We start from the raw sequence: 22709 nt of genomic DNA, 5'->3' as shown, positions 1-22709 counted from the left end.
CCATGTAGTAACTATCACCGAATATAACGACAGAGCGTCGGTAAGATATCGACGTGCCGTCGAGAAGATTGGGCACATACCCGGTCCAGCCCACGAAGGACTCCACATGTTTCTTGCCATGCGCGAACTATGGTTCGCGCGCACCCGCTTCCTGTTGATGGGCGCCGTCGTCGCGCTCATCTCGATCCTCATGGTGATCCTGTCCGGTCTGTCGTCCGGTCTCGTCGTCGACGGCGTCTCGGCACTGCAGCGCACACCGGTGCAGGCATTCGCCTTCGCCGAAGGAACCAAGGCCGACTCCGCATTCTCCCGATCCGTGGTCACGGAAGACCAGGCCGACACCTGGCGTGCCCGCCCGGACGTCGCTCGCGCCGAACTGTTCGGCAACACCATCGTCAACGCGAAAACCGAGAGCGGGGTCCCCGTGGACCTCACACTCTTCGGCATCCGGCCGGGCTCGTTCCTCGAACCCTCGGTCTCCGAGGGGGCACCGCTCGGTGGTGACACCGATGTCGTCCTCAGCGACAGCGCCCGCGCCACCGGCGTCGAACTCGGCGACACGATCGTCGTCGATCGTCTCGGTACCCGGTTGGACGTCGTCGGGTTCACCTCCGACAAGCGCACCTTCGGTCACGTCGACGTCGCCTACCTTCCCCTGAGCACCTGGCAGGAGATCCACGCCGGTGTCCGGCTCGGTGAACAGGTCCCTCCGAGCGCGTACACCGAAGCCAGTGTGGTCGCGATCGAGGGTGTGGACGGAGCACTGCCCGATCTCACCGCGGGTGACGCAGCAGCCGGTACGACAGCGAAGACCCTGGAGGAATCGTTCGATTCCTCCCCCGGCTACAGCGCCGAGATGATGACGATGTCGATGATCACCGCCTTCCTCTACGCGATCTCAGCCCTCGTCGTAGGAGCGTTCTTCACGATCTGGACCGTGCAGCGCAGCCGTGAGATCGCCGTCCTCCGCGCCATGGGCGCCTCCACCGGATTCCTCCTGCGCGACGCCCTCCTGCAGGCCGTGATCGTGCTCGTCGGCTCGGTCGCCTTCGGTGTGCTCGTCGGTCTCGGACTCGGGTCGGGCCTCGAGGGCAGCGGCATGCCTTTCGTCCTCGAATCCGGCCCCGTCGCTCGAGGTGCCGTTCTGCTCGTCGTCCTCGGCCTGCTCGGCGCCGCCCTCGCCGTGGTCCGCATCGTCCGTGTCGATCCGCTCGCTGCCCTGGGAGAGAACAGATGACCGTCACCACCTCCACCGGCCTCGCACTGTCCGACGTCTGCCTGTCCTTCGGCGACGGCGACAGCACGGTCCACGCCCTCGATCACGTCGACCTGGGCGTCGAGCCGGGTGAACTGGTCGCCGTCGTCGGGCCGTCCGGTGCCGGCAAATCGAGTCTGCTGGCGGTCGCCGGTGGCCTCGGCCGACCCACTTCCGGCACCGTGAGTGTCGACGGTATCGAGGTGACCGCACTCGACCCGCGGGCGACCGCGAAGCTGCGCCGAGAGCGGGTCGGGTTCGTATTCCAGTCCGGCAATCTCCTCCCCGCCCTGACCGCACGCGATCAACTGCTCCTCGTCGAGAAGATCGCCGGACGCCCCGGACGGAACCCTGACGAGCTGCTCGCCTCGGTGGGTATGGAGCACCGCGCCCAGCGGCGACCCGGGCAGCTCTCGGGCGGTGAGCGTCAACGTGTCGGCATCGCGCGGGCCCTGATGGCCGAACCGTCGTTGTTGCTCGTCGACGAACCCACCGCCGCCCTCGATCGGAAACGCAGCCACGAGGTCGTCGAACTGCTGGCACGGGAAACCCACACCAGTGGAGTGGCTACGATCATGGTCACCCACGACCACGAAATCCTGCGGCACTGCGACCGCGTGCTCGAAATGGTCGACGGAAGACTTCGACCACACGACTGAACGGTCGACAGCCGAACGAGGAGGGCCGGCGGTGCCGAAAATTTCCGCAGCGACGGTCGCGGAGCACCGCGCAGCGCAGCGCCGTGCCCTCCTCGACGCGGCGCTCGAACTCCTCGCCGAGAAACCGGAACAGGCACCCTCGCTCGGCGACGTGGCGCGTCGTGCGGGTCTGGCCCGGTCGAGCGTCTACAACTACTTCGATTCGCGCGACGACCTGTTTCACGCGGTCGTCGTCGACATGTTCCCGCGCTGGAACACGCGCGTGGTCGAGGCGATGGAGAAGGTGTCCGATCCGACGGAGCGGGTGCTGACGTACATCGACGTCAATCTGCAGCTGGTCGCCGAGGGAGAGCACGCGATCGTCGGTGCTCTCGCCGCTTTCACCCCTCAGGCGTTCAGTGACGAGAGCATGCACGCCATGCATCAGGACCTCGTCCTCCCCCTCGTCGAGTCGCTGCGGGTCCTCGGAGTCGCGGATCCCGAACTCGATGCCGAGCTCGTCACCGCGCTCGTGCACAAGGGAACGGAATTGATCGAATCCGGCCGCAAGCTCGAGGAGGTGCGCTCCTCGATCCGCAGGGTTCTCACCACCGCGCTCTCCTGATGTTTCACGTGAAACGGACCGTCGATCCGGGACCGTTCACGATCACCTCGGGGTGACAAGCTCCCGGAGCGGGTCACCACCGTCGACGAACAGGCGCGCATCCGGCCGTGTCGCCGCCGCGATCCGCTCCAGAGCGACCCTGCCGGCTTCGGGTGCCGACCGTCGAGTGCACCGACCCTGATCCAGCACACGTAGGTGCGGCTCCAGCGGCAGCGCCGCGACGATCTCGGCGAGTCGCGGAGAGAGGCGGGGCGTCACCCTTCGAGTGTGGAATGTGGGCAGACGGGCCGAGGCAGCAACAGAGAAAGGGCGCTTCCGAAAGATCGGAAGCGCCCTTTACCTGCATTCATGTGATTGTGGAGCCTAGGAGATTCGAACTCCTGACATCTGCCTTGCAAAGGCAGCGCTCTACCAACTGAGCTAAGGCCCCGTCCGCCGCGTCAGCGACTGGGAACCGCGTGCCATTCGTCTTCGCTCCGAAGCATGCGAGCGATTCCGAGAACGATCAGAATCCCGGCTCCCACGAGCGCGAGAACCCTCATTCCGATCATCCTTTCGGCACGGGAGTGGGCCTAGGAGGACTTGAACCTCCGACCTCTTCGTTATCAGCGAAGCGCTCTAACCGCCTGAGCTATAGGCCCTCGAACCGAGATGGAACACTACCCCACCGGGGTCGCCGGAAACAAATCGCCTCGGCGGGGCAGCGTTCCGGCAGGTCAATCCGGGTCCGCGAGGGTGGCCTGAACGCCGCCTACGAGATCGGTGCAGAGGTTGTAGATGAACGCACCGAGGGTCGCGAGAGCCGTCAGCAACACCGTGTTGGCGATGCCGATGATCGTCGCGTAGCCGAACACCTGGCCGGCCGAGACGAGCGCACCGCTACCGGCGTCGGAGACGATGTCGGTGAACGCACTGTTGAGGCGTTCCCATACCCCCATGCCGGCCAGCACGCCGTAGAGTAGGCCGACCGCGATCATCCACACGAAGAACAACGACACCGAGATCACCGACGAGATCTTCAGCATCGACCAGGGGTCGATACGGCGGATCTGCACGGTGGCCCGCAGCGGTCCGGCGGCGGGGATCGCCGTGGGCACCGCGGTGGTGGCGGGGGCGCTCACCTGCGGGGTCTCCCCCGTGCTCGGCGAACCGGTCGACGGATGCTTCACTGCGGACAGATCCGGCAGGTCCTTGGCGAGATCCTTGCGTTCGATGTGCCGTGTCGGGCCGTCGATTACCGCGGACTTCGCCTTCGCTGCAGCAGCCCGGTCGCGCGTCCCGCGCGCGGCGTCTCCGCCCCCGGCCGGGCTAGCTCCTCCGGCGGCATTGGGAGCCGCTGTGCCGGTCACGACGGGACGCGTCGACGGCTCCGGGCCTCCGGCCGCAGAGCCCTTGGCCGAGGCCCCAGCGGGGCGCTGAGGCGCTCCACCCTGCTTGGACAGACCCTGACCCACACCCGGAACGTTCGTCTGCGGAGCGTTCTGCGGGGAGCCCGACTGCGCCGACGCCGCTCCCCGCTGCCAGGGAGGGGTCGGGCCGCCGGAGCGGGGCATCTGGGCGGTGCGTTGCTGACCTGTGGCCGGCTGATCGGCCGCAGCCGATCCGTTCTTACCGTCCGCTGAGGCACCACCGGACTTCTGGGGGCCGCCCTGAGCAGGCGTGTCCTGCGCCGCCTTCGCCGTCGGCTCGGCGGCCTTCCGGCCTGCTGCCGGCTGCTGGTCGGCCGGACCCTGCACGGGTGCCGGGTCCGCTGCTCCCGCTGCGGGAGCGGACGAACCCTCCGCCGGTGCCCCAGGAGCCTGCGAAGGCTGGGCCGGTGACGACTGCGACGGCCGGTTCTTCGGCGCCGGTTTCTGCTCCGAGGCCGGGCCCTGCTGCGTGCCCTTGTTCTCGGGCTTCACCTCGTTCTCTGTACGGTCCTCCGGCTTCCGACCGGTTTGCCCGCGATCGGCCCCGTTCGGTCCCTGGGGAGTGCTCACTTACGACTCCTTAGCTCCGGCTGCGTCGGCTTCGTCCGGCTCGTCGGCGTTGCGCGCGATCGCGAGCAATGTATCGCCCTCGGCCAGGTTCATGAGCCGCACGCCCTTGGTCTGACGGCCTGCCTTGCGCACCTGCTTCGCCGCAGTGCGGATGACACCGCCGCTCGAGGTGATGGCGTACAACTCGTCGTCGTCCTCGACGATGCGCGCCCCGACCAGGTTGCCACGCTTGCGGTCGTACTGGATGGTCAGAACACCCTTACCGCCGCGACCTTGGACCGGGTAGTCCTCCATCGGGGTGCGCTTGGCGTAACCACCCGAGGTAGCGACCAGCAGGTACGTGCCCTCCTTGACGACGTTGAGCGAGAGCAGCTTGTCCTCGCCGTTGAACCGCATGCCCTGCACACCGGAGGTCGCGCGGCCCATCGGACGCAGCGCCTCGTCGGTGGCCGAGAAACGGATCGACTGGCCCTGCTGCGAGACGAGCAGCAGATCGTCCTCGGCGGAGCACAACACCGCGCCGACGAGCTCGTCGTCGCCGCGCAGGTTGATCGCGACGATGCCGCCCGAACGGTTGGAGTCGAAGTCCGACAGGCGCGACTTCTTGACCAGGCCGTTGCGGGTCGCGAGCACCAGGTACGGCGCATCCTCGTAGGTTTTGAGGCGGATGACGCCCTGGATGCGCTCGTCGGGCTGGAAGGCCAGGAGGTTCGCGACGTGCTGACCACGCGCCGTGCGATTCGCCTCGGGCAGCTCGTACGCCTTCGCGCGGTAGACGCGGCCCTTCGTCGTGAAGAACAGCAGCCAGTCGTGCGTGGACGTCACGAAGAAGTGCTTGACGATGTCGTCCTGCTTGAGCTCGGCGCCCTTGACGCCCTTGCCGCCGCGCTTCTGCGAGCGGTACAGGTCGGTGCGCGTGCGCTTGGCGTAACCGGTCTCGGTGATGGTGACGACGACGTCCTCACGTGCGATGAGGTCCTCGTCGTTGACATCGCCGTCGGCCGCGACAAGCCGCGTGCGGCGCTCGTCGCCGTACTTGTCGACGATCTCCTTCAGCTCGTCGCGGACGATGGCGCGCTGCCGCTCCGGACGGGCCAGGATGTCCTTGTAGTCCTCGATCTCGCGCTCGATCTCGGCGAGGTCGTCGACGATCTTCTGACGCTCGAGAGCAGCCAGGCGACGCAGCTGCATCGCCAGGATGGCGTCGGCCTGGATCTCGTCGACCGTGAGCAGATCGATCAGGCCGGCGCGCGCGATGTCGACGGTCTGCGACGCGCGGATGAGCGCGATGACCTCGTCGAGCGCGTCGAGGGCCTTGACCAGGCCGCGCAAAATGTGGGCGCGTTCCTCGGCCTTGCGCAGCAGGTACCGCGTACGCCGGACGATGACCTCGATCTGGTGGTCGACGTACAACCGGATCATCTGGTCGAGGCGCAGCGTGCGCGGCACCCCGTCGACGATCGACAGCATGTTGCAGCCGAAACTCGTCTGCAGCTGCGTGTGCTTGTAGAGGTTGTTGAGAACCACCTTGGCCACCGCGTCGCGGCGGACAGTGACGACGATGCGCATGCCCACGCGGTCGGACGACTCGTCGTGGATGTCGGAGATGCCCGCGATCTTGCCGTCGCGGACCTGTTCGGCGATCGACGTGATGAGGTTGTCCGGGTTGACCATGTACGGCAGCTCGGTGATGACGATGCTGGTGCGGCCCTTGGAGTCCTCTTCGATCTCCACGACGCCGCGCATCTTCACCGATCCGCGACCGGTCGTGTAGGCATCGTGGATGCCCTGCGTGCCCGTGATCAGGCCGGCGGTCGGGAAGTCCGGTCCCTTGATCCGCTCCATGACCGCGGCGAGGGTGGTCTCCTCGTCGGCCTCGAAGTTGTCGAGCGCCCAGTAGATGGCCTCCGCAACCTCCCCGAGATTGTGCGGCGGGATGTTGGTGGCCATACCGACCGCGATACCGCCCGAACCGTTGATCAACAGGTTGGGGATACGGCTGGGGAGAACCGTCGGTTCCTGCGTGCGGCCGTCGTAGTTCGGCTGGAAATCGACCGTCTCGTGGTCGATCTCCCGCAGCATCTCCATCGCGAGCGGCGTGAGCCGGCACTCGGTGTACCGCATGGCGGCGGCGCCGTCGTTGCCGCGGGAACCGAAGTTGCCCTGGCCGTCGACGAGTGGATAGCGCATCGACCACGGCTGCGCCAGACGCACGAGCGTGTCGTAGATCGACGCGTCGCCGTGCGGGTGGTAGTTGCCCATGGTCTCGGCGACCGCGCGCGCCGACTTCACGTACCCGCGGTCGGGACGGAAGCCGTTGTCGAACATCGCATAGAGCACGCGACGGTGCACCGGTTTGAGACCGTCACGCACGTCGGGCAGAGCACGGCCCACGATCACGCTCATCGCATAATCGATGTAACTGCTCTGCATCTCCTGCTGGATGTCGACGGGCTCGATGCGGTCGTGCCCCGGCCCCTCCGGAGGCAACGTGGTGTCGGTCATGAGCTCCTTCTTCTACTCGGCTCGCACGCCCGGCTCCGGCCTTCGGCCCGACGGACGTCTCGCAACCACACGAGTCTATAGGTGCAGGTCAGCCGATGCCGAGAAGGACAGGCACTTCACAGCCCGAGATCTGTCCGGAACCGAGTTCTCACATGTGGGATCCGGTGACCGGGTCGCGGTCCACCTGCCGTTCCGCCTCCGACGCCCACTGCCCGAGCCGGACGTCGCGCACGGCGTCCTCCGGGTCGGAGGCGAGCAGCAGCGCGGTGATCGGCACGGCCAGGACGATGATGCCGAGGACGAACGCAGGGAACAGCAGCGACATCACGGTCATGCCTTCGGGTGCGGGCATGCTCGGATCGAGGGTGACCCGCACGCCGGCCATGGCGGTGTAGTGCAGCGCCACGACCGCGCATCCCATGACGAAGGCCGCGACGACGCGGATCTCGAGACGACGCGTGCGGCGGGCCAGTGCGAGCGCGGCCGTGGAGGCGACGACACCGATGATCACCGAGGCGATCACGTACCCCGTCTCGTGTTCGATCGCGCCCCGGATGCGGATGGCGTACATGCCGCTGTAGTGCATCATGCTGACGGCGGCGCCCATGAGCAGACCGCCGATGAGCAACCGCACCGATTCGGGAATGCGGTGCTTGCTGACGTCGTGCACGTCGGCGATCCGCAGACCCACGAGGGTCGCGACGACGGCGAGCACGACAGAGAAGACCGTCGGTGCCAGTTCGTATCGGATGGTCGTACCCGGCACGGAGAAGCCCATCATGCCGATGAAATGCATGAGCCAGATGCCCACGCCGCCGATGGACAACGATGCCGTGAGGAGCCACCAGTTGCCGCGGCTCTTCGAGCGACCGCCGGACACAGGACAATCCGACGAAGGAGCCCATCACAGCGGTGGCGTAGGAGAGGAGGAAAACCCACATCCCATGGAGAAGTCGTGTACGTCGTGCGACACGTGAGGTCCTCACAGCGGCGCGCTGTCACCACCGCGCTCGGAGGGCACGCGCCACGACCTACCCGATGCGGGCTGCACCCCGACTTTCCAGCAGCGTAAGCGAGCTTATCGCGCTGTGGGTGTTCACATCACATCACCGTTTCACATGTCGCCCGTAAGGACGGGAGACCGTCTCAGGGCCGTCCCCACCGAGCCAGATCGCCATCTCCCGCTCCTGCTCGAGGTCCTGTGTGCTCGCCGATGCCATCAGAGCTACGACCGGCACCGCGAGCAGCGCGACACCGATGATGAACCCAGGGAACAGCAGGGTCATGATGGTCATCCCCTCCGGATTCGGAGCGGACGGATCGACGGTCACCGCGATCCCGGCCATGCCCGTGTAGTGCAGTGCCACCACGGCGCATCCCATGACGGCGGCGGCCGGGATCCGCACGGCCGGCCGTTCCGCGACCCGCGACAGCCACAACGCGACGATCGACGCGACGACACCGATCGCGACGGACGCCGCGACGTACGACCGTCCCTGCTCGAGTTCGCCCTGGATCCGCACCGCGGCCATGCCGCTGTAGTGCATGCCGGCGACCGCGAAGCCCATGATCACGCCGCCGACGAGAAGCCGGACATCCGACGGCAACCCACGGATCCACTGCACGTCGGTGTCGAGGATCCGCAATCCGACCAGCGTGGCCGTCACGGCGAGCGCGACCGACAGCAGCGTCAGTCCGAGGTCGTAACGGATCGCGGAACCGGGTACGTCGAAGCCCATCATCCCGATGAAGTGCATCAACCAGATTCCGACGCCCCCGATGGACAGGGCTGCCATGAGTGTCCATCGGGTCCGGGCGACCGACGTCCATGCGTTCGCAGCCTTGCGCGCGCAGGACAGACCGGCATAGCACCCCACTGCGGACGTGATGTAGGCGAGTGCGAAAAGCCAACCGCCCATGGAAAAATGGTGAACCTCGTGCGACATGTTGCCCCCCAGGAAGCGGCACGCACGGCACATCGATCCGTGTCGTGCCGAGTAGACCGACAGCGACCCCCGACGCTGCACAGAAGACTACTCCACTTCCGGGATTTCAACCAGATATGTTGACTTACAACATGTTCGGACGATATTCAGAAGGTCCGACCGTCGACGGGATCTACCGGGCCGTCGGCCGCCCACCGCTCGGATTCCTCTTCCAGTTCCGCCGCAAGACGATCCGGGGCCTGGAGCACCAGGACGATCGGAACGGCCAGCAGCAACAGGCCTACGACGAAGAGCGGGAAGAGAATGGAGAAGACCTCGATCCCACCGGAAACCACCACGGCGGGGTCGATCTCCACACGGACCGACGCGGCGGCGAGGAAGTGCACCGCGATCACGGCGACGCCGGCCAACGCGCTGCTCAGCAGACGCTTGGGCCACGTGTCCGCCGTCTTCACCTGGGCCAGGAAGCCCACGGCCGTCGCGATCGCCAGCCCCACCGCTGCGGCGACCCAGAGCGGATCGAAGGTCAGCGATCCCTGGATCCGCACCGCTGCGAGGACCGAGAACGGCGCGCCCGCAAGGCCGGCGCCCAGCACGAGAGCACCCGTGACCGTCCGGGCGAGGGTGGCGGGAGCGTTGTCCGGGATCGCGACGAGCAGCGCCACGTACACCGACACCAGCGCGACGAGCATCGAGAACACGATGGTGACGGTGTCGAACCGCACCACACTGTCCTCGACGTTGAAGCCCGCCATCGGAAGGAACATAGCGAGCCAGACACCGACGCCACCGCTCACCAGGGCAGCGAGAATCATCCAGTACGAACGCAATCGGTCGCTGGAGGTGGTACGGACCCGTCGAGCACCGGTGACCCCGATGAACACCCCGATCGCCGAGGTCAGATAGGCGAGGACCGTGACCCACGAGCCCATCGTGAAGAGTTCGAGGCCCTCCCCCATTACTGGGTCACCGGCTGGTGCAGCTTCCGCAGAGCGTATTCGGTGACGGTGACCAGGGCCTGCTTCGCCGACTCACGTGCTCGCGCATCGATCGACACGATCGGCACATCCGCCGAGATCGCCATCGCCTGACGGATGTCCTCGAGCGGGTACCGGGGAGCATCGTCGAATTCGTTGATGGCGACGATGAACGGGAGATTGCGCGCCTCGAAGAAGTCGACGGCGGCGAAGCTCTCATCCAGGCGACGCGTATCGATCAGCACAATCGCCCCGATGGCGCCGCGGATCAGGTCGTCCCACATGAACCAGAAGCGGTGCTGTCCGGGCGTGCCGAACAGGTAGAGGACGAGGTCGTCGGCCAGACTGATACGACCGAAGTCCATGGCGACCGTGGTGGTCGCCTTCTGCGGTGTCGCAGAGAGGTTGTCGACGCCGTCGCTGGCGTTCGTCACGAGCGCCTCGGTACGAAGCGGCACGATTTCCGACACCGTCCCGACCAGAGTCGTCTTACCGACGCCGAAGCCTCCGGCGATCACGATCTTGGTCGAGGTCACGCGCTTCGTGGCGTTAGAGTTCGCGAAGTCCACTGAGGACCCTTTCAATCAGCTCACGACGCTCCGCGTCGCTCGAATCGTCTTTCAGCGTGGCCAGGATCTGTACGTGTCCGGCTTCGACGAGATCGGCGACGAGCACGCGTGCCACGCCGATCGGCACCCCCACGCGCGCGGCGATCTCCGCGACGGAGGGTGATTCCTTGCACAGCTCCAGGATCGTGGCATTGATGTTGTCCAGATCCCGGGACCGATCGTCGGTTCCCGGAATGGCCTGGATGAGCGCCTCCAACGCCAGTTCGACCGCAGGACTCGTACGTCCCGAAGTCAGGGAGTAGGGCCGGACCAGACTGGGCTGATCCGGCACGGACTCCGGCTTCCGCGATTCCATGGCCACCTCGACGTCAGGACCCTAGACCGACCCGCGGGGTGGCTTCGACCGAAGCACCCACTCGATCGACCAAGAGCGCCATCTCGTAACCGACCTGTCCGATGTCGCACTCGGAGGCGGTCAGAGCCGCCAGGTGCGAGCCGTCGCCGACGCTCATCAGCAGCAAGTAGCCGTGCTGCATCTCCACGACGGACTGCAGCACACCCCCACCGTCGAACAGCTGCGACACACCGTTGGACAGGCTGGCCAGGCCCGAGGTCACCGCAGCGAGCTGCTCGGCACGATCCACCGGGAGGTGGGCGCTGGCGGCCATGAGCAGACCGTCGGCGGACACGAGCACGGCATGCGAGACACCCGGGACTTCGCGCGCGAAGTTGGAAACCAACCAGTCCAATGGACGAGCTGCGTCGGATCCATGATCAATATTCATCGAACTCCCTGTTCGTCGTTCTCGCGATTGCTGGAATTCGCCGAGGCGCGTCCGTTGCGGACACCCTGCTGATGGCGGCTCAAGTTGGCCCGGATGGCTTCCGGGTCTCGACGTCGAATGGTCCTCGGCAGCTCACCCGTTGCCGGTGCCCGAACAGCACCCGGCACCAGACGCTCGCCGGGAGCGCGCCGCGGAAGACCCGCGGTGGTGTGCTCCTCCACGGGGGACTCGGTAGCACGCTGTGCGGCTTCCCAACCCGCGTCCGCCGCGGAGTGCCACTCCCGCTTCCTGCGGTCCTCCGGAAGGCTCGTCGGGTCGACGAGCCAGTCCGACATCATCGTGGTGAAGATCGGGGTGTTCGCCGGCTGCGGACGGGCCGACGCGAGGTCGGACCGCGGCTGGAAGAACGATGCGGTCTTCGCCGAGTTGGTCCGGTAGCGATGGCGGGCCGCCTGCTGCGCGTCGCTGTGCGGCGAGACGGAGCCACCGTCGGCGATGCTCGGGCCGGAGACCGCTGCGGCCGAATCGGGTTCGGAAGCGTTGGTCGACGCAGCGGGTTGCTGCGGAAGCCCCGGCGTGCTGCCCGGCTGACGACGCGGCAGACCGGGCGCGCTTCCCGGACGACGCTGCGGGAAACCCGTCGAGGGTTCCTGCTGCCGACGGTCCGCATCCTGCTCGGGGACGCGCTGTGCGTCCGGCGCGGGGGCGCGCTGGGGCAGGTCGGGACGGTTCGGTGTGTCCGGGCGGCCTGCGGCGTCGCCACCTGCGAGCGGTCCCGCCGACGGCTGTTGCTGCGGCCGGTTCTGCGGAACGGACGGGGACGATCCGGAAGCCCGTCCCGGCAGGCCGGGAGTCGCGCCCGGCCGACGCTGCGGAAGACCGGGGGACGCGGGTCGCTGCTGCGGGGCGGGTGCACGATGCGCCGAACCCTGCTGGGGCTCACGGACCGGCAAGGACTGCGACTGCGACTGCTGGGAGTCCGTTGGCGACAGGCCCGGTGTGGCACCGGGACGACGCTGCGGAAGACCCGAAAGCCCTTCCCGGCGAGACCGATCGGCGTCGGGTCGTGGCCCGGCACCGTTGCGGCCGTCGAGCGGGTGACCGTTGGTCTCGTCCGGCCCGCGACGAGGACCGCGCGGAGGCAGCGACGACGCGAAGGCTGCTGCGGCGTCCGGCTCGATCCGGCGCGGCTGCGGCGACCGGGGTGGAGTCGGGAGACCAGGCGTCTCGCCCGGCTGACGCGTGGGCAGACCCGGAGTTCCACCCGGGCGACGCTGCGGAAGACCCGACGGGCCGAACTCGCGGGATGCCGACGGTGCCTGATTGTCGCGCTGCGGCTCGTCGCGTCGCTCGTCGTCGTAGGACGGCTCCGCATCCCATGCGGCGGAAGCGCTCTCGTCGACATCGGCGGCGTAACCGTTGTTCGCGTAGCCGTTGTCGTAGGCATCGTCGGACTCGTCCGCACGGACATCGTCGGCGGAGTCGAGCGGCTGCGAGGACGCGTACTCGTGCCGGTCGTCGGCCGCGGGCAGACCCTGCGGGGCGACGGGCGCCGAGAGCGCCTGCGGTGCCGAGTACTCCTCCGCTTCGATCTCGATGCGCGGCTGGGGACCGGTGTGCGACAACGCCAACGGGGAGACCAGCAGGACGTCCGGGATGTGGACGCTCGCGGTGATACCCGGGTTGCGCGCGGTGTCGAAGGTCGGGCGCAGGCGCACGGTGAGACCGTGCCGCTCGGCCAGTCGCGAGACCACGAACAGACCCATGTGGCGTGCGGTGTCGGGACCGACCTCGCCGCCCTTGGCGAGACGCTGGTTGATGGACTCGAGTTCGTCGGCCGGGATACCGATACCGCGGTCGGCGATCTCGACGAGCAGGCCACCGTCGACGGCTCGCGCGAAGCTGAAGGTGACGTTGCTGTCGGGCGGCGACGCGCGCAGCGAGTTGTCGACCAGCTCGGCGAGCAGATGCACGATGTCGGTCGCGACCGCGCCGCTGAGGGCACCGTCGGGAGTCGAACCGATCTGCACGCGCTGGTAGTCTTCGACCTCCGACATCGCGGCGCGCAGGATGTCGCCGAGCTGCACGGGCGCGGAGTGACCGCGGCGCGTGCGGGTACCGGAGAGAATCAGCAGGTTGTCGCCGTTCCGGCGCATACGCGCGGCGAGGTGGTCGAGGCGGAACAGGCTCTCGAGTCGGGCCGGATCCTTCTCCTCGTACTCGAGTCGTTCGATGAGGCCGAGCTGCTGCTCGACGAGCGACTTGGAGCGACGTGCGAGTGTCTCGAACATGTCGCTGATCTGCAGGCGGAGGTGTGCCTGCTCGCCGGCGAGACGCAGTGCCTGCCCGTGCATGTCGTCGACGGCGCGGGCGAGCTGACCGATCTCCTCGGTGGTGTGCACCGGGACTCGGGTGAACTCGATATCCTCGATGTTGTCGCCGACCTTGATGCGGTCGATGGCCTCGGGCAGCTCCTGCCGCGCGACCTTCAGCGTGCCGTAACGCAGGCGGCGGATCGGGCCGACCAGTGAGCGGGACACGAGCAATGCGAGCACGAGGGCTGCGAGCAGGGCTGCGAGCACGATCGCGGTGTCGCGGAGAGCGGCCGAGCGGGTTTCCGCGGCGCGGTCCTGAATCGTAGTGCTGACCTGCGACGACGCTTCGTCGATGATGGTGCCGTAGATGTCGACACTGTCGAGCAGCGACGCGCGGATGTCGAGGATCGGGAGCGGACCGGAACCGGCCGCGTCGACCATGTCGGCACGTTCCTGGACGCCGGCCCGCAGTTCGGCGATCTGCTGATCGGCCATCAGGTAGGAGCGGGCGAGCAGGTCGAGCATCGCGAGCTCGGCGCCGGAGGCGGACACCAGCGCGGTGCCCGGCTGGGTCGGGTCGTCGATCAGCTGGAGCAGACCGAGAACCTGACCGAAGAGGTAGCGCTGCGAGTACCACGCGTTGATCAGCTGGTCGCCGTAGCCGATGATCTCGCGATCGTCGACCTCACCGAGGATGGCCTCGACGACACGGTTGAGGCTGTCGCGCACCTCGTTGGTGACGGCACCGATCTCCTCGATCGGCACCGGACCCGCCTGAATCTTCGTGTAGAGCGACTGGGCCGTGGCGGCGGTGCGGCTGAGGTCGGCGGTCACGGCGGGATCGAGCTCGGGGTTCTCCGTGATCGCGGCGATCGTGCCGAAAGCGTCACCGAGAGCCGCCATTTCCTCGGGGGTCGCCGTTCCGACCGCGGCATCCGCGGTGGCGGTGGCGAACGCCGTCGAGAAATCCACGATGTCCGGCACGGCTGCGACCTGATCGGCTGCGGACGAGAAGTGGACGGCGTTGCTGAGCTCGTTCTCGACCCGAAGACCACCGAGGACCATTGCCACAGTCACGGGGACAGCGAGAACGGCGGTGACCTTCCTGCGAAGACCCCACCCCTCGATGTTCCACCACCGCTGCTGGGGCGGCGACTTGTCACTCATGGATCACAGCTCTCCTTCCACCCCGTCCGCGCCGGGCGACGAACACCAGTCGGCACTGCACTCCGTTGAGCGCGTTTTCGATCGAGTGCAGTCGAACGAGACGTTTCGGGTGAGGGCACCATATCGGGACATACAGCGGATACGGAAGAGTGAGTTCTTCCCGTACCACGCGCTGCCCCAGCCCCCTCGTCGGCAGCCACACGTACAGATGGCCGATAGAAGTGTACTCACGAGTAACGAAGAAGGCTAACGGCCCTGCCCACTTCCGGGCGCACAACATGCGAATCCCCGCCGTGATGTACGACACAGCGGGGATTCGCATGCAGTTCTCCGGCGCTGCCGGCCGTGATCAGACGTCGAGGAAGCGGACATCCTTCGCGTTACGGGTGATGAAGCTCCGTCGTGCCGCGACGTCCTCACCCATCAGAACGCTGAACAGCTCGTCGGCGGCAGCGGCGTCGTCAAGGGTCACCTGACGCAGGACGCGGACGCTCGGATCCATGGTGGTCTCCCACAGCTCTTTGGCGTTCATTTCACCGAGGCCCTTGTAGCGCTGGATGCCGTCGTCCTTGTTGATCCTCTTGCCGGCCTTCAGACCCGCCTCGAGCAGGGCGTCGCGCTCGCGGTCGGAGTACGCGAACTCCGGCTCGCTGCGCTGCCACTTGAGCTTGTACAGCGGCGGCTGCGCCAGGAAGACGTGGCCTTCCTCGACCAGCGGCCGCATGAAGCGGAAGAGCAGCGTGAGCAGCAGCGTCGCGATGTGCTGACCGTCGACGTCGGCGTCGGCCATCAGGACGATCTTGTGGTACCGCAGCTTCGAGATGTCGAATTCCTCGTGGATGCCGGTACCGAACGCCGTGATGATCGACTGGACCTCGGCGTTCTTGAGGACCTTGTCGATCCGGGCCTTCTCGACGTTGATGATCTTGCCGCGCAGCGGAAGGATCGCCTGGTACATCGAGTCGCGACCCGACTTGGCGGAGCCACCCGCGGAGTCGCCCTCCACGATGTAGATCTCACACTTGCTCGGGTCCTTCGACCGGCAGTCGGCGAGCTTGCCGGGCAGACCACCGATGTCGGTCGCGCTCTTGCGGCGGACGAGCTCGCGCGCCTTACGAGCGGCGACACGCGCGTGCGCCGACGACACGGCCTTGGTGACGATCGTCTTCGCGTCGGCCGGGTTGGCCTCGAACCAGTGCGAGATGTGCTCGTTGCACGCCTTCTGCACGAAGGACTTCACCTCGGTGTTGCCGAGCTTGGTCTTCGTCTGGCCCTCGAACTGCGGCTCAGCGACCTTGACGGAGATGATCGCCGCGAGACCCTCACGGATGTCGTCACCCGTGAGGTTCGGGTCCTTGTCCTTGAGGAGTTTCTTGTCCTTCGCGTAGCGGTTGACGACCGTGGTCAGCGCCGCACGGAAGCCTTCCTCGTGCGTACCGCCCTCGTGGGTGTTGATGGTGTTGGCGAAGGTGTGGACGGACTCGGAGTAACCCGAGTTCCACTGCATCGCGACCTCGAGTTCGTGGCCGGTGCCCTTGGCGGTGAACCCGACGACGGAGTTGTGGATCGGCGACTTCGTGCGGTTGATGTGGCGCACGTAGTCCTCGAGACCACCCGGGTAGTGGTAGGTGCGGACCTTGACCTTGTGCACCTCGGACTCGGTTGCCTCGACGGCCTGGTCCTCGGCGGTCTTCGGCGCCTCGGCGGTCTCCGGGACGTCCTCGTCGGTGACCTCTTCGGGAGCGACCCGCTCGTCGGTGAGAGTGATGGTCAGTCCCTTGTTGAGGAACGCCATCTCCTGCAGGCGACGCGCGACGGTCTCGAAGTTGAACGTCGTGGTCTCGAAGATCTCCGGGTCCGGCCAGAAGCGGACGGTGGTACCGGTCTGCTTGGTGGCCTCACCGCGGACGAGCTCGCCCGGCTTCGAGGCGGTGTACGTCTGCTCCCAGTGGTAGCCGTCGTTGTCGATCTCGACCTCGAGGGTTGTGGACAGGGCGTTCACCACGGAGATACCGACACCGTGCAGACCGCCGGAGACGGCGTAGGCATCGGAGTCGAACTTGCCACCCGCGTGGAGCTGGGTGAGGACGACCTCGACGGTGGGCACACCGGAGGCGTGCATACCGACGGGGATACCGCGACCGTCGTCGACGACCTGGACACCGCCGTCGGCGAGGAGGGTGACCTCCACCTTCGACGCGTAACCGGCCATGGCCTCGTCGACGGAGTTGTCGACGACCTCCCAGATCAGGTGGTGCAGGCCACGCTCTCCGGTGGAACCGATGTACATACCGGGGCGCTTGCGCACCGCCTCGAGACCCTCGAGGACGGTGATGGACGACGCACCGTACTCACTCTTGTTGTTGTTCGACTTCTGGGCAGCCACGGGTGGGTAGCTCTCCTTCTCCGATCGGCCCCGCGCACGCGCGCGACGCATTCCTGTCCATCCTACGTGCCCGTGAGCCTTGCGCCGGGGCGGACACGAAAGCGGGCGTTCCGTACCGCTGACGTCCCCGTAGCGGCCTCTTCGCGACCCGGACAACGTGATTTCCTACGCGCTCCGATTTTCGCCCCTCGTACGGGCCGGGAGCGAGCCCGGGATCACCCGTAGGTGTCGCGCGGTCCGCGGCCGCGGATGTGGCGTTCGCCTTTCCGCCAGCTCGGAGCCGTCGGGCCGGTGATCCGCAGTTCCTTGACCACCCCGTGCCCCACGGCCGCGGCGATCTTGGCGAGAATCTGCGATTGCATCATCCGCAGCTGGGTCGCCCAGGCGGTCGACTCGGCCGAGACGTGCAGGATCCCGTCGCGCAGTGTGGTCGGCTGGGCATGGCTCGCGATGTCGTCGCCGACGACCCGCGCCCAGCTTCCCATGACGGTGCCCTCGGACACGTGCGCCGACCAGCCCCGCTGTTTGGACAGCGACTGCGCGAGCGAACCGAGGGTCTGGGGATCGCGGTCGTCCGGCCCGGGCCCCGACCAGCCACGACGTCGGCGTTTCGGGCGCAGCGGCCCGCGCGACGCGCGTCCCTGGCCGACGGCCTTACCGCTCGCCTTGGCGGCAGCTCGAGCCTCCTCGAGCGCGCGGCGGGCCAGATCGATGCCCTTCGGCTCCGGCTCGTCCGCGCTGCGCTCCGGCCCGGCACCGCGTTCGGGACCTGCTTGTTCGTCGTTCAACCGACCTCCCCGGTGAGCGGGTCCGTCTCCCGTTGCACCGATCCCAGCACAGAGATACGACCTTCTTCGGTGTCCTCGGCATGCACGGGGTATCGGGCGCCGTTCAGTTCGGCCGGCACGTCCTCCGGCACGGCCGCCGTGATCAGCACCTGTTCGGCCGTCGCGGCGACCTCGGCGAGGGCGGAGCGGCGCCGTCGGTCGAGTTCGGCGAAGACGTCGTCGAGCATGAGAACGGGATCGGTGCCGTCGGTGCGGAGCAGGGCGAATGCCCCGAGCCGCAGTGCGAGCGCGAACGACCACGATTCGCCGTGGCTCGCATAGCCTTTCGCGGGTTCGGCACCGAGCGTCAGGTCGAGATCGTCGCGGTGGGGTCCGACGAGGCAGACGCCGCGTTCGATCTCCTTCGACCGCACCTCCGCGAGGCGGTGGAGGAAGACGGTCTCGAGAAACTCTCGGTCGTCGGGCGCGGGCGTGCGGGCCGGGTCGGAGAACTCCGGCGGCAGCGCGTCGGCCAGGCTGCTGCGATAACGCAGGCTCGCCGGACGCGACTCGGGTGCGATCGACCGGTACGCCTCGGACACGTGCGGGGCCAGTTCGTGCAGCAACGCGATGCGCGCGGCGAGCAGCTCGGCTCCGTGGGCCGCGAGATGACCGTCCCACACGTCGAGGGTCGCCAGAGCGCCCGCCCCGTCGCTCGAGCGACTCCCTCGCCGCAGTGCTCCCCCCGCGGTCTTGAGCAGGGCGGATCGCTGGCGCAGCACCTTGTCGTAGTCGGCCCGAACCCCGCTCATCCGCGGGAAACGCGTGCTGAGCAGTTCGTCGAGGAACCGCCGGCGATCACCCGGGTCGCCGCGCACGAGCGACAGATCCTCCGGGGCGAAGAGCACCGTGCGGAGGATGCCGAGGATCTCTCGAGGACGCCGGGCGGGCGACTGATTGATCCGCGCCCGGTTCTGCTTGGCCTCGTTGATCTCGATGTCGATACCGAGCTCACGACCGTTGTTGACGACCAGCGCCCCGGCGAACGCCCGCGACGTGCCGGCCCGCAGCAGCGGGCCGTCGGAGGACACCCGGTGCGACGACAGCGTCGACAGATATCCGAGGGCCTCGAGCAGATTGGTCTTCCCGTGTCCGTTGCGCCCGACGAAGACCGTCGCCCCCGGAGTGAGGTCGACGGAAACCGTTCTCCACGAACGGAAGTCGCGCAGCGAGAAGGTGCGAACGTACACGGGGGTCCAGTCTCGGGGCCGGTCAGCCCGGCAGGCGCACCGGCATCAGAAGATAGGTGTAATCGCTGTCCGGAGCGGCGAACGTACCCGAGGAATCCGGCACGGGCTCCTCGTCGAGCGCCGGCCGCAGCACGGCCGGACGACTCGAAGTGGTGAACCCGAACGAGACCTTGTCGGTGTGCAGCGACGTCAGACCGTCGAGCAGGTAGCCGGGGTTGAACGCGATGATCAGCGGCTCACCGAAGAACTCCGCGGGATGCGATTCCTCGGCGCGGCCGGCGTCGTCGCCACCGGCGGACAGCATCACGCTGCCCTCGGTGAACTCGAGTCGGACCTGCGCACCGCGCTCGGCGACCAGCGCGACACGCTTGATCGCGTCGACCAACGGTGCGATTTCGACGGTCGCCATCGCGGTGTGCTCGTTGGGGAGCAACTGGCGGAACTTGGGGAATTCGGCGTCGAGCAGGCGCGTGGTGGTGCGGCGACCTTCGGCGACGATGCCGAGCAGGCCCTCGGCGCCCACCGACGACCCGCTGCCGAGCGCGAGCTGGACCGGGGAGTTGGACGACCCGCCAACAGTTTTCGCGGCCTCGGAGAGGGTCTTTGCGGGCACGAGCACGGCCGAGCTGGTGGACTCCGCGGTGGGCATCCACTCGAGCTTGCGCACTGCGAGACGGAAACGGTCGGTGGCAGCGAGCACCATGTCGGTGCCCTCGATCTCGACTCGGATGCCCGTGAGCATGGGAAGCGTGTCGTCCTTGCCGGCGGCGACGGCGACCTGGCTGATGGCCTCGGCGAACAGATCGCCGGAGAGTGCACCGGTCTGCTGCGGGAGCGCGGGCAGCTGCGGGTAGTCCTCCACAGGCATGGTGGGGAGCGAGAACTTGGCGCTACCGCACGTGATGAGCACACGGGTGCCGTCGAGCACGACATCCACAGGCTTGTGGGGCAACGCGCGGGTGATGTCGGCGAGCAGCTTGCCGGACACCAGCACCTGACCGGGGGTGATGACCTCGGCCGAGACGTGGACCTGCGCGGATACCTCGTAATCGAAGCCCGAGACCGTCAGCCCGCGTTCGTCCGCTCCGAGCAGGACACCGCCCAGGACGGGAACGGGGGGTCGCGACGGAAGGCTTCGGGCAACCCATGCAACGGAATCAGCGAAGTCCTCGCGAGGCACACGAAACTTCATACTTCCCAGCTCCATCGCCCGGTGGATCCCTTCGATCGTGGTCTCGACAAGTCTACGAAGTCTGTCACAGAACCCCGACACCGATGAGAGCGGAGCCGGGGGATGCGGGTCCACGCTATGCCTTCCCTCGCTGCTTGGAAAGCCGGGAGGCTCGAGGCGTGAGCCTCATTCGAGGGCCTGTGGACCGACGCTCTCCACACACCTGTTTTGAAAGAAGATTTCTGAAGAGAACTCACAGAAGTAGTAATAGGGCCTGTGGAATCTGTGGACGAACGACCGTCTAGGCTGGTGGGGCAACGTTCTCGAGGGCGTCGAACTCGAGGATGAACTCGAGGAGTTCTCGAGGATGAATGTGGATTCCTCGAGACTGTTCATTCTTTGTCCACCGTTCGTCCACAAAGATCCCACGTTCTGCACACCCTTGTCCACAGGTGTGGGGACCGGAAATTTCTCGAGATACGGGACAGGGAGCGCCCTGTGGACGCTCCCTGTGGATGGAAACTCGAGGCTCGAGGAATCAGCGCTTGGACCGCTGTTTGATACGCGCGGTGAGCTCCTGAACCTGGTCGTAGACCTTGCGACGCTCGGTCATCTCCTTGCGAATCTTCTTGTCCGCGTACATGACTGTGGTGTGGTCGCGACCGAAGGTCTGCCCGATCTTCGGCAGCGACAGGTCGGTGAGCTCGCGGCACAGATACATCGCGATCTGGCGGGCCTGCGCCAGCGGCCGTGCCTTTCCGGGCCCGCACAGGTCGTCTATCGACGTCCCGAAGTACTCCGCGGTCACAGCCATGATCGTGGCGGCATTGATCTCGAGAGCCGAGGAATCCGGCATCAGATCACGCAGCACGACCTCGGCGAGGGTGAGATCGAGCGGCTGCCTGTTGAGCGACGCGAAGGCCGTCACACGGATCAGGGCACCCTCGAGCTCGCGGATATTGCGTTCGATCCGGCTCGCGATCAGCTCGAGCACGTCGTGCGGCACGTTCAGACCGTCCATGCGTGCTTTCTTCGACAGGATCGCGATGCGCGTCTCGAGTTCGGGAGGCTGGACGTCGGTGATCAGTCCCCACTCGAACCGGGTCCGCAGTCGTTCCTCGAGCGTCGCGAGCTGCTTGGGCGGCCGGTCGGACGAGACGACGATCTGCTTGTTGGCGTTGTGGAGGGTGTTGAAAGTGTGGAAGAACTCCTCCTGGATGCCTTCCTTGCCCTCGATGAACTGGATGTCGTCGACGAGGAGGATGTCGGTCTCGCGGTAGCGCCGCTTGAACGCGACCTTGCGGTCGTCGCGGAGGCTGTTGATGAAGTCGTTGGTGAACTCCTCGGTGGAGACGTACTTCACCCGCATGCCCGGGAAGAGGCGCTGTGCATAGTGGCCGGCGGCGTGCAGCAGATGGGTCTTCCCCAGGCCCGAGGCGCCCCAGATGAACAGGGGGTTGTAGGCGCGCGCCGGTGCCTCGGCGATGGCCACCGCCGCGGCGTGCGCGAACCGGTTCGACGCACCGATCACGAAGGTGTCGAAGGTGTACTTCGCGTTGAGGCTGCTGCTGCCGATGGGCGGCGTCTCGGGCGGCGGGGGCTGGGTGAAATAGGACGGCCACGACTCGCGGACGGCGGTCATCGCCTCCCGGTCGTCGTCGACCTCCTCGAGTTCGCCGTGGTCGGCCTCGAGCATGTCGTGCTCGCGCGAGGAGATCAGGCGTCGCCGATAGGCCGCACCCTCACCGGGAAGCATGCCGTCCCGGGTGAATCCCCCGTCCATCGGCCCGACGCCGTCCCTGGCCACAGCCCCGTCCCGCGCGCCGGCGACATCCCGGGGCATCGGAGGGTCGCGACGCAGATCACGGCTGCGGGGCTCTGCCGTGCGCGGGTCACGGCTGCGGGGCTCTGCCGTGCGCGGGTCACGGCTGCGGGGCTCTGCCGTGCGCGGGTCACGGCTGCGGGGCTCTGCCGTGCGCGGGTCACGGCTGCGGGGCTCTGCCGTGCGCGGATTCACAGGCTGTGCATCTTCCGGCAGACCCTCGAGGGGCAGCGTGTCGCGGGGTTCGGCGTAGGGATCCTCGGCGGGGTCGTCCATGCGTTCCCGCGGTTCGACACGCACACCGAGACCCTCGACCCGGTGACCGAGGTGCCGGTTGAGGGTGCGGAGGATGGGTTCGCGCAGATCGCGTTCGATCGATTGCTGGGCGAGGGTGGACGGCACCGAGAGCAGCGCGAATCCCTGTGCGAGCGTGATCGGTTTTACCAGCGCGAGCCATGCCTTCTGGCTCTTCGTCAGCATTCCGTCGTCGATGGTCAGCTCGGATACGACGTCCGTCCACACATCGGCCAGCGCGTTCGGCTCGTCGCTCAC

General features: G+C 67.1%; 18 protein-coding genes and 2 tRNA genes. 3 read left to right on the top strand and 17 right to left on the bottom strand.

Features of this window, described 5'->3' with window-relative positions:
* Nucleotides 1–106: 106 nt before the first annotated feature.
* Genes KXC42_RS00100 through KXC42_RS00090 form a run of 3 tightly spaced genes read left to right on the top strand, consistent with a single transcriptional unit; the run spans nt 107 to nt 2518 of the window.
* On the top strand, nt 107–1237 hold the full coding sequence (locus KXC42_RS00100; protein WP_033098092.1) for an FtsX-like permease family protein: 1131 nt from the start codon (nt 107–109) through the stop codon (nt 1235–1237).
* Complete coding sequence (locus tag KXC42_RS00095; protein ID WP_006550926.1) at nt 1234–1914, top strand: ABC transporter ATP-binding protein; 681 nt, start codon at nt 1234–1236, stop codon at nt 1912–1914. Before KXC42_RS00100 ends, KXC42_RS00095 begins: the two co-directional genes overlap by 4 nt.
* Nucleotides 1915–1945: 31 nt before the next feature.
* Nucleotides 1946–2518, top strand: a complete 573-nt coding sequence (locus tag KXC42_RS00090) for a TetR/AcrR family transcriptional regulator (RefSeq protein ID WP_219129747.1) — start codon at nt 1946–1948, stop codon at nt 2516–2518.
* 42 nt (nt 2519–2560) lie between these two features.
* Here KXC42_RS00090 and KXC42_RS00085 read toward each other — a convergent pair whose 3' ends face one another.
* From KXC42_RS00085 to dnaA, 17 genes are all read right to left on the bottom strand, one after another.
* Nucleotides 2561–2776, bottom strand: a complete 216-nt coding sequence (locus KXC42_RS00085) for a hypothetical protein (RefSeq protein WP_037217364.1) — start codon at nt 2774–2776, stop codon at nt 2561–2563.
* 99 nt (nt 2777–2875) lie between these two features.
* Nucleotides 2876–2948 (bottom strand) — tRNA-Ala (locus KXC42_RS00080).
* Nucleotides 2949–3085: 137 nt separating this feature from the next.
* A tRNA-Ile gene (locus KXC42_RS00075) sits at nt 3086–3159 on the bottom strand.
* Nucleotides 3160–3234: 75 nt separating this feature from the next.
* Nucleotides 3235–4419, bottom strand: coding sequence for a DUF3566 domain-containing protein (locus KXC42_RS00070; RefSeq protein ID WP_257605946.1), 1185 nt, complete (start codon nt 4417–4419; stop codon nt 3235–3237).
* 78 nt (nt 4420–4497) lie between these two features.
* Entirely contained in the window at nt 4498–7002 is a 2505-nt protein-coding gene (gyrA, locus tag KXC42_RS00065; RefSeq protein WP_006550923.1) for a DNA gyrase subunit A, read from the bottom strand.
* A gap of 148 nt (nt 7003–7150) precedes the next feature.
* On the bottom strand, nt 7151–7882 hold the full coding sequence (locus KXC42_RS00060; RefSeq protein ID WP_257605945.1) for an MHYT domain-containing protein: 732 nt from the start codon (nt 7880–7882) through the stop codon (nt 7151–7153).
* A gap of 226 nt (nt 7883–8108) precedes the next feature.
* The gene (locus KXC42_RS00055; protein ID WP_024102548.1) at nt 8109–8948 is read right to left on the bottom strand and encodes an MHYT domain-containing protein; all 840 of its coding nucleotides are present in this window, start codon (nt 8946–8948) and stop codon (nt 8109–8111) included.
* Between the two features lie 146 nt (nt 8949–9094).
* Nucleotides 9095–9907 (bottom strand): MHYT domain-containing protein, encoded by an 813-nt coding sequence (locus KXC42_RS00050; protein ID WP_006550920.1) that lies wholly within the window; start codon nt 9905–9907, stop codon nt 9095–9097.
* The gene (locus KXC42_RS00045) at nt 9907–10461 is read right to left on the bottom strand and encodes an ATP/GTP-binding protein (RefSeq protein WP_024102547.1); all 555 of its coding nucleotides are present in this window, start codon (nt 10459–10461) and stop codon (nt 9907–9909) included. The genes KXC42_RS00050 and KXC42_RS00045 overlap by 1 nt, the downstream gene beginning before the upstream one ends.
* A gap of 13 nt (nt 10462–10474) precedes the next feature.
* Nucleotides 10475–10849 (bottom strand): DUF742 domain-containing protein, encoded by a 375-nt coding sequence (locus KXC42_RS00040; RefSeq protein ID WP_006550918.1) that lies wholly within the window; start codon nt 10847–10849, stop codon nt 10475–10477.
* Between the two features lie 13 nt (nt 10850–10862).
* Entirely contained in the window at nt 10863–11279 is a 417-nt protein-coding gene (locus KXC42_RS00035; protein ID WP_006550917.1) for a roadblock/LC7 domain-containing protein, read from the bottom strand.
* The gene (locus KXC42_RS00030; RefSeq protein ID WP_219129745.1) at nt 11276–14761 is read right to left on the bottom strand and encodes an ATP-binding protein; all 3486 of its coding nucleotides are present in this window, start codon (nt 14759–14761) and stop codon (nt 11276–11278) included. The genes KXC42_RS00035 and KXC42_RS00030 overlap by 4 nt, the downstream gene beginning before the upstream one ends.
* Nucleotides 14762–15110: 349 nt before the next feature.
* Entirely contained in the window at nt 15111–17147 is a 2037-nt protein-coding gene (gene gyrB, locus KXC42_RS00025; protein WP_219129744.1) for a DNA topoisomerase (ATP-hydrolyzing) subunit B, read from the bottom strand.
* 215 nt (nt 17148–17362) lie between these two features.
* Entirely contained in the window at nt 17363–17935 is a 573-nt protein-coding gene (locus KXC42_RS00020) for a DUF721 family protein (RefSeq protein WP_019290471.1), read from the bottom strand.
* Nucleotides 17932–19164 (bottom strand): DNA replication/repair protein RecF, encoded by a 1233-nt coding sequence (recF, locus tag KXC42_RS00015; protein ID WP_006550913.1) that lies wholly within the window; start codon nt 19162–19164, stop codon nt 17932–17934. Before recF ends, KXC42_RS00020 begins: the two co-directional genes overlap by 4 nt.
* Nucleotides 19165–19186: 22 nt before the next feature.
* Nucleotides 19187–20371, bottom strand: a complete 1185-nt coding sequence (gene dnaN, locus KXC42_RS00010; protein ID WP_024102543.1) for a DNA polymerase III subunit beta — start codon at nt 20369–20371, stop codon at nt 19187–19189.
* Nucleotides 20372–20873: 502 nt separating this feature from the next.
* Entirely contained in the window at nt 20874–22709 is a 1836-nt protein-coding gene (dnaA, locus tag KXC42_RS00005; protein ID WP_219129742.1) for a chromosomal replication initiator protein DnaA, read from the bottom strand.

Origin of the sequence: Rhodococcus sp. LW-XY12, assembly GCF_019317345.1 — a bacterium.
Taxonomy (GTDB): Bacteria; Actinomycetota; Actinomycetes; order Mycobacteriales; family Mycobacteriaceae; genus Rhodococcus; species Rhodococcus pyridinivorans.
This window is presented reverse-complemented; position numbering and strand designations above follow the sequence as displayed.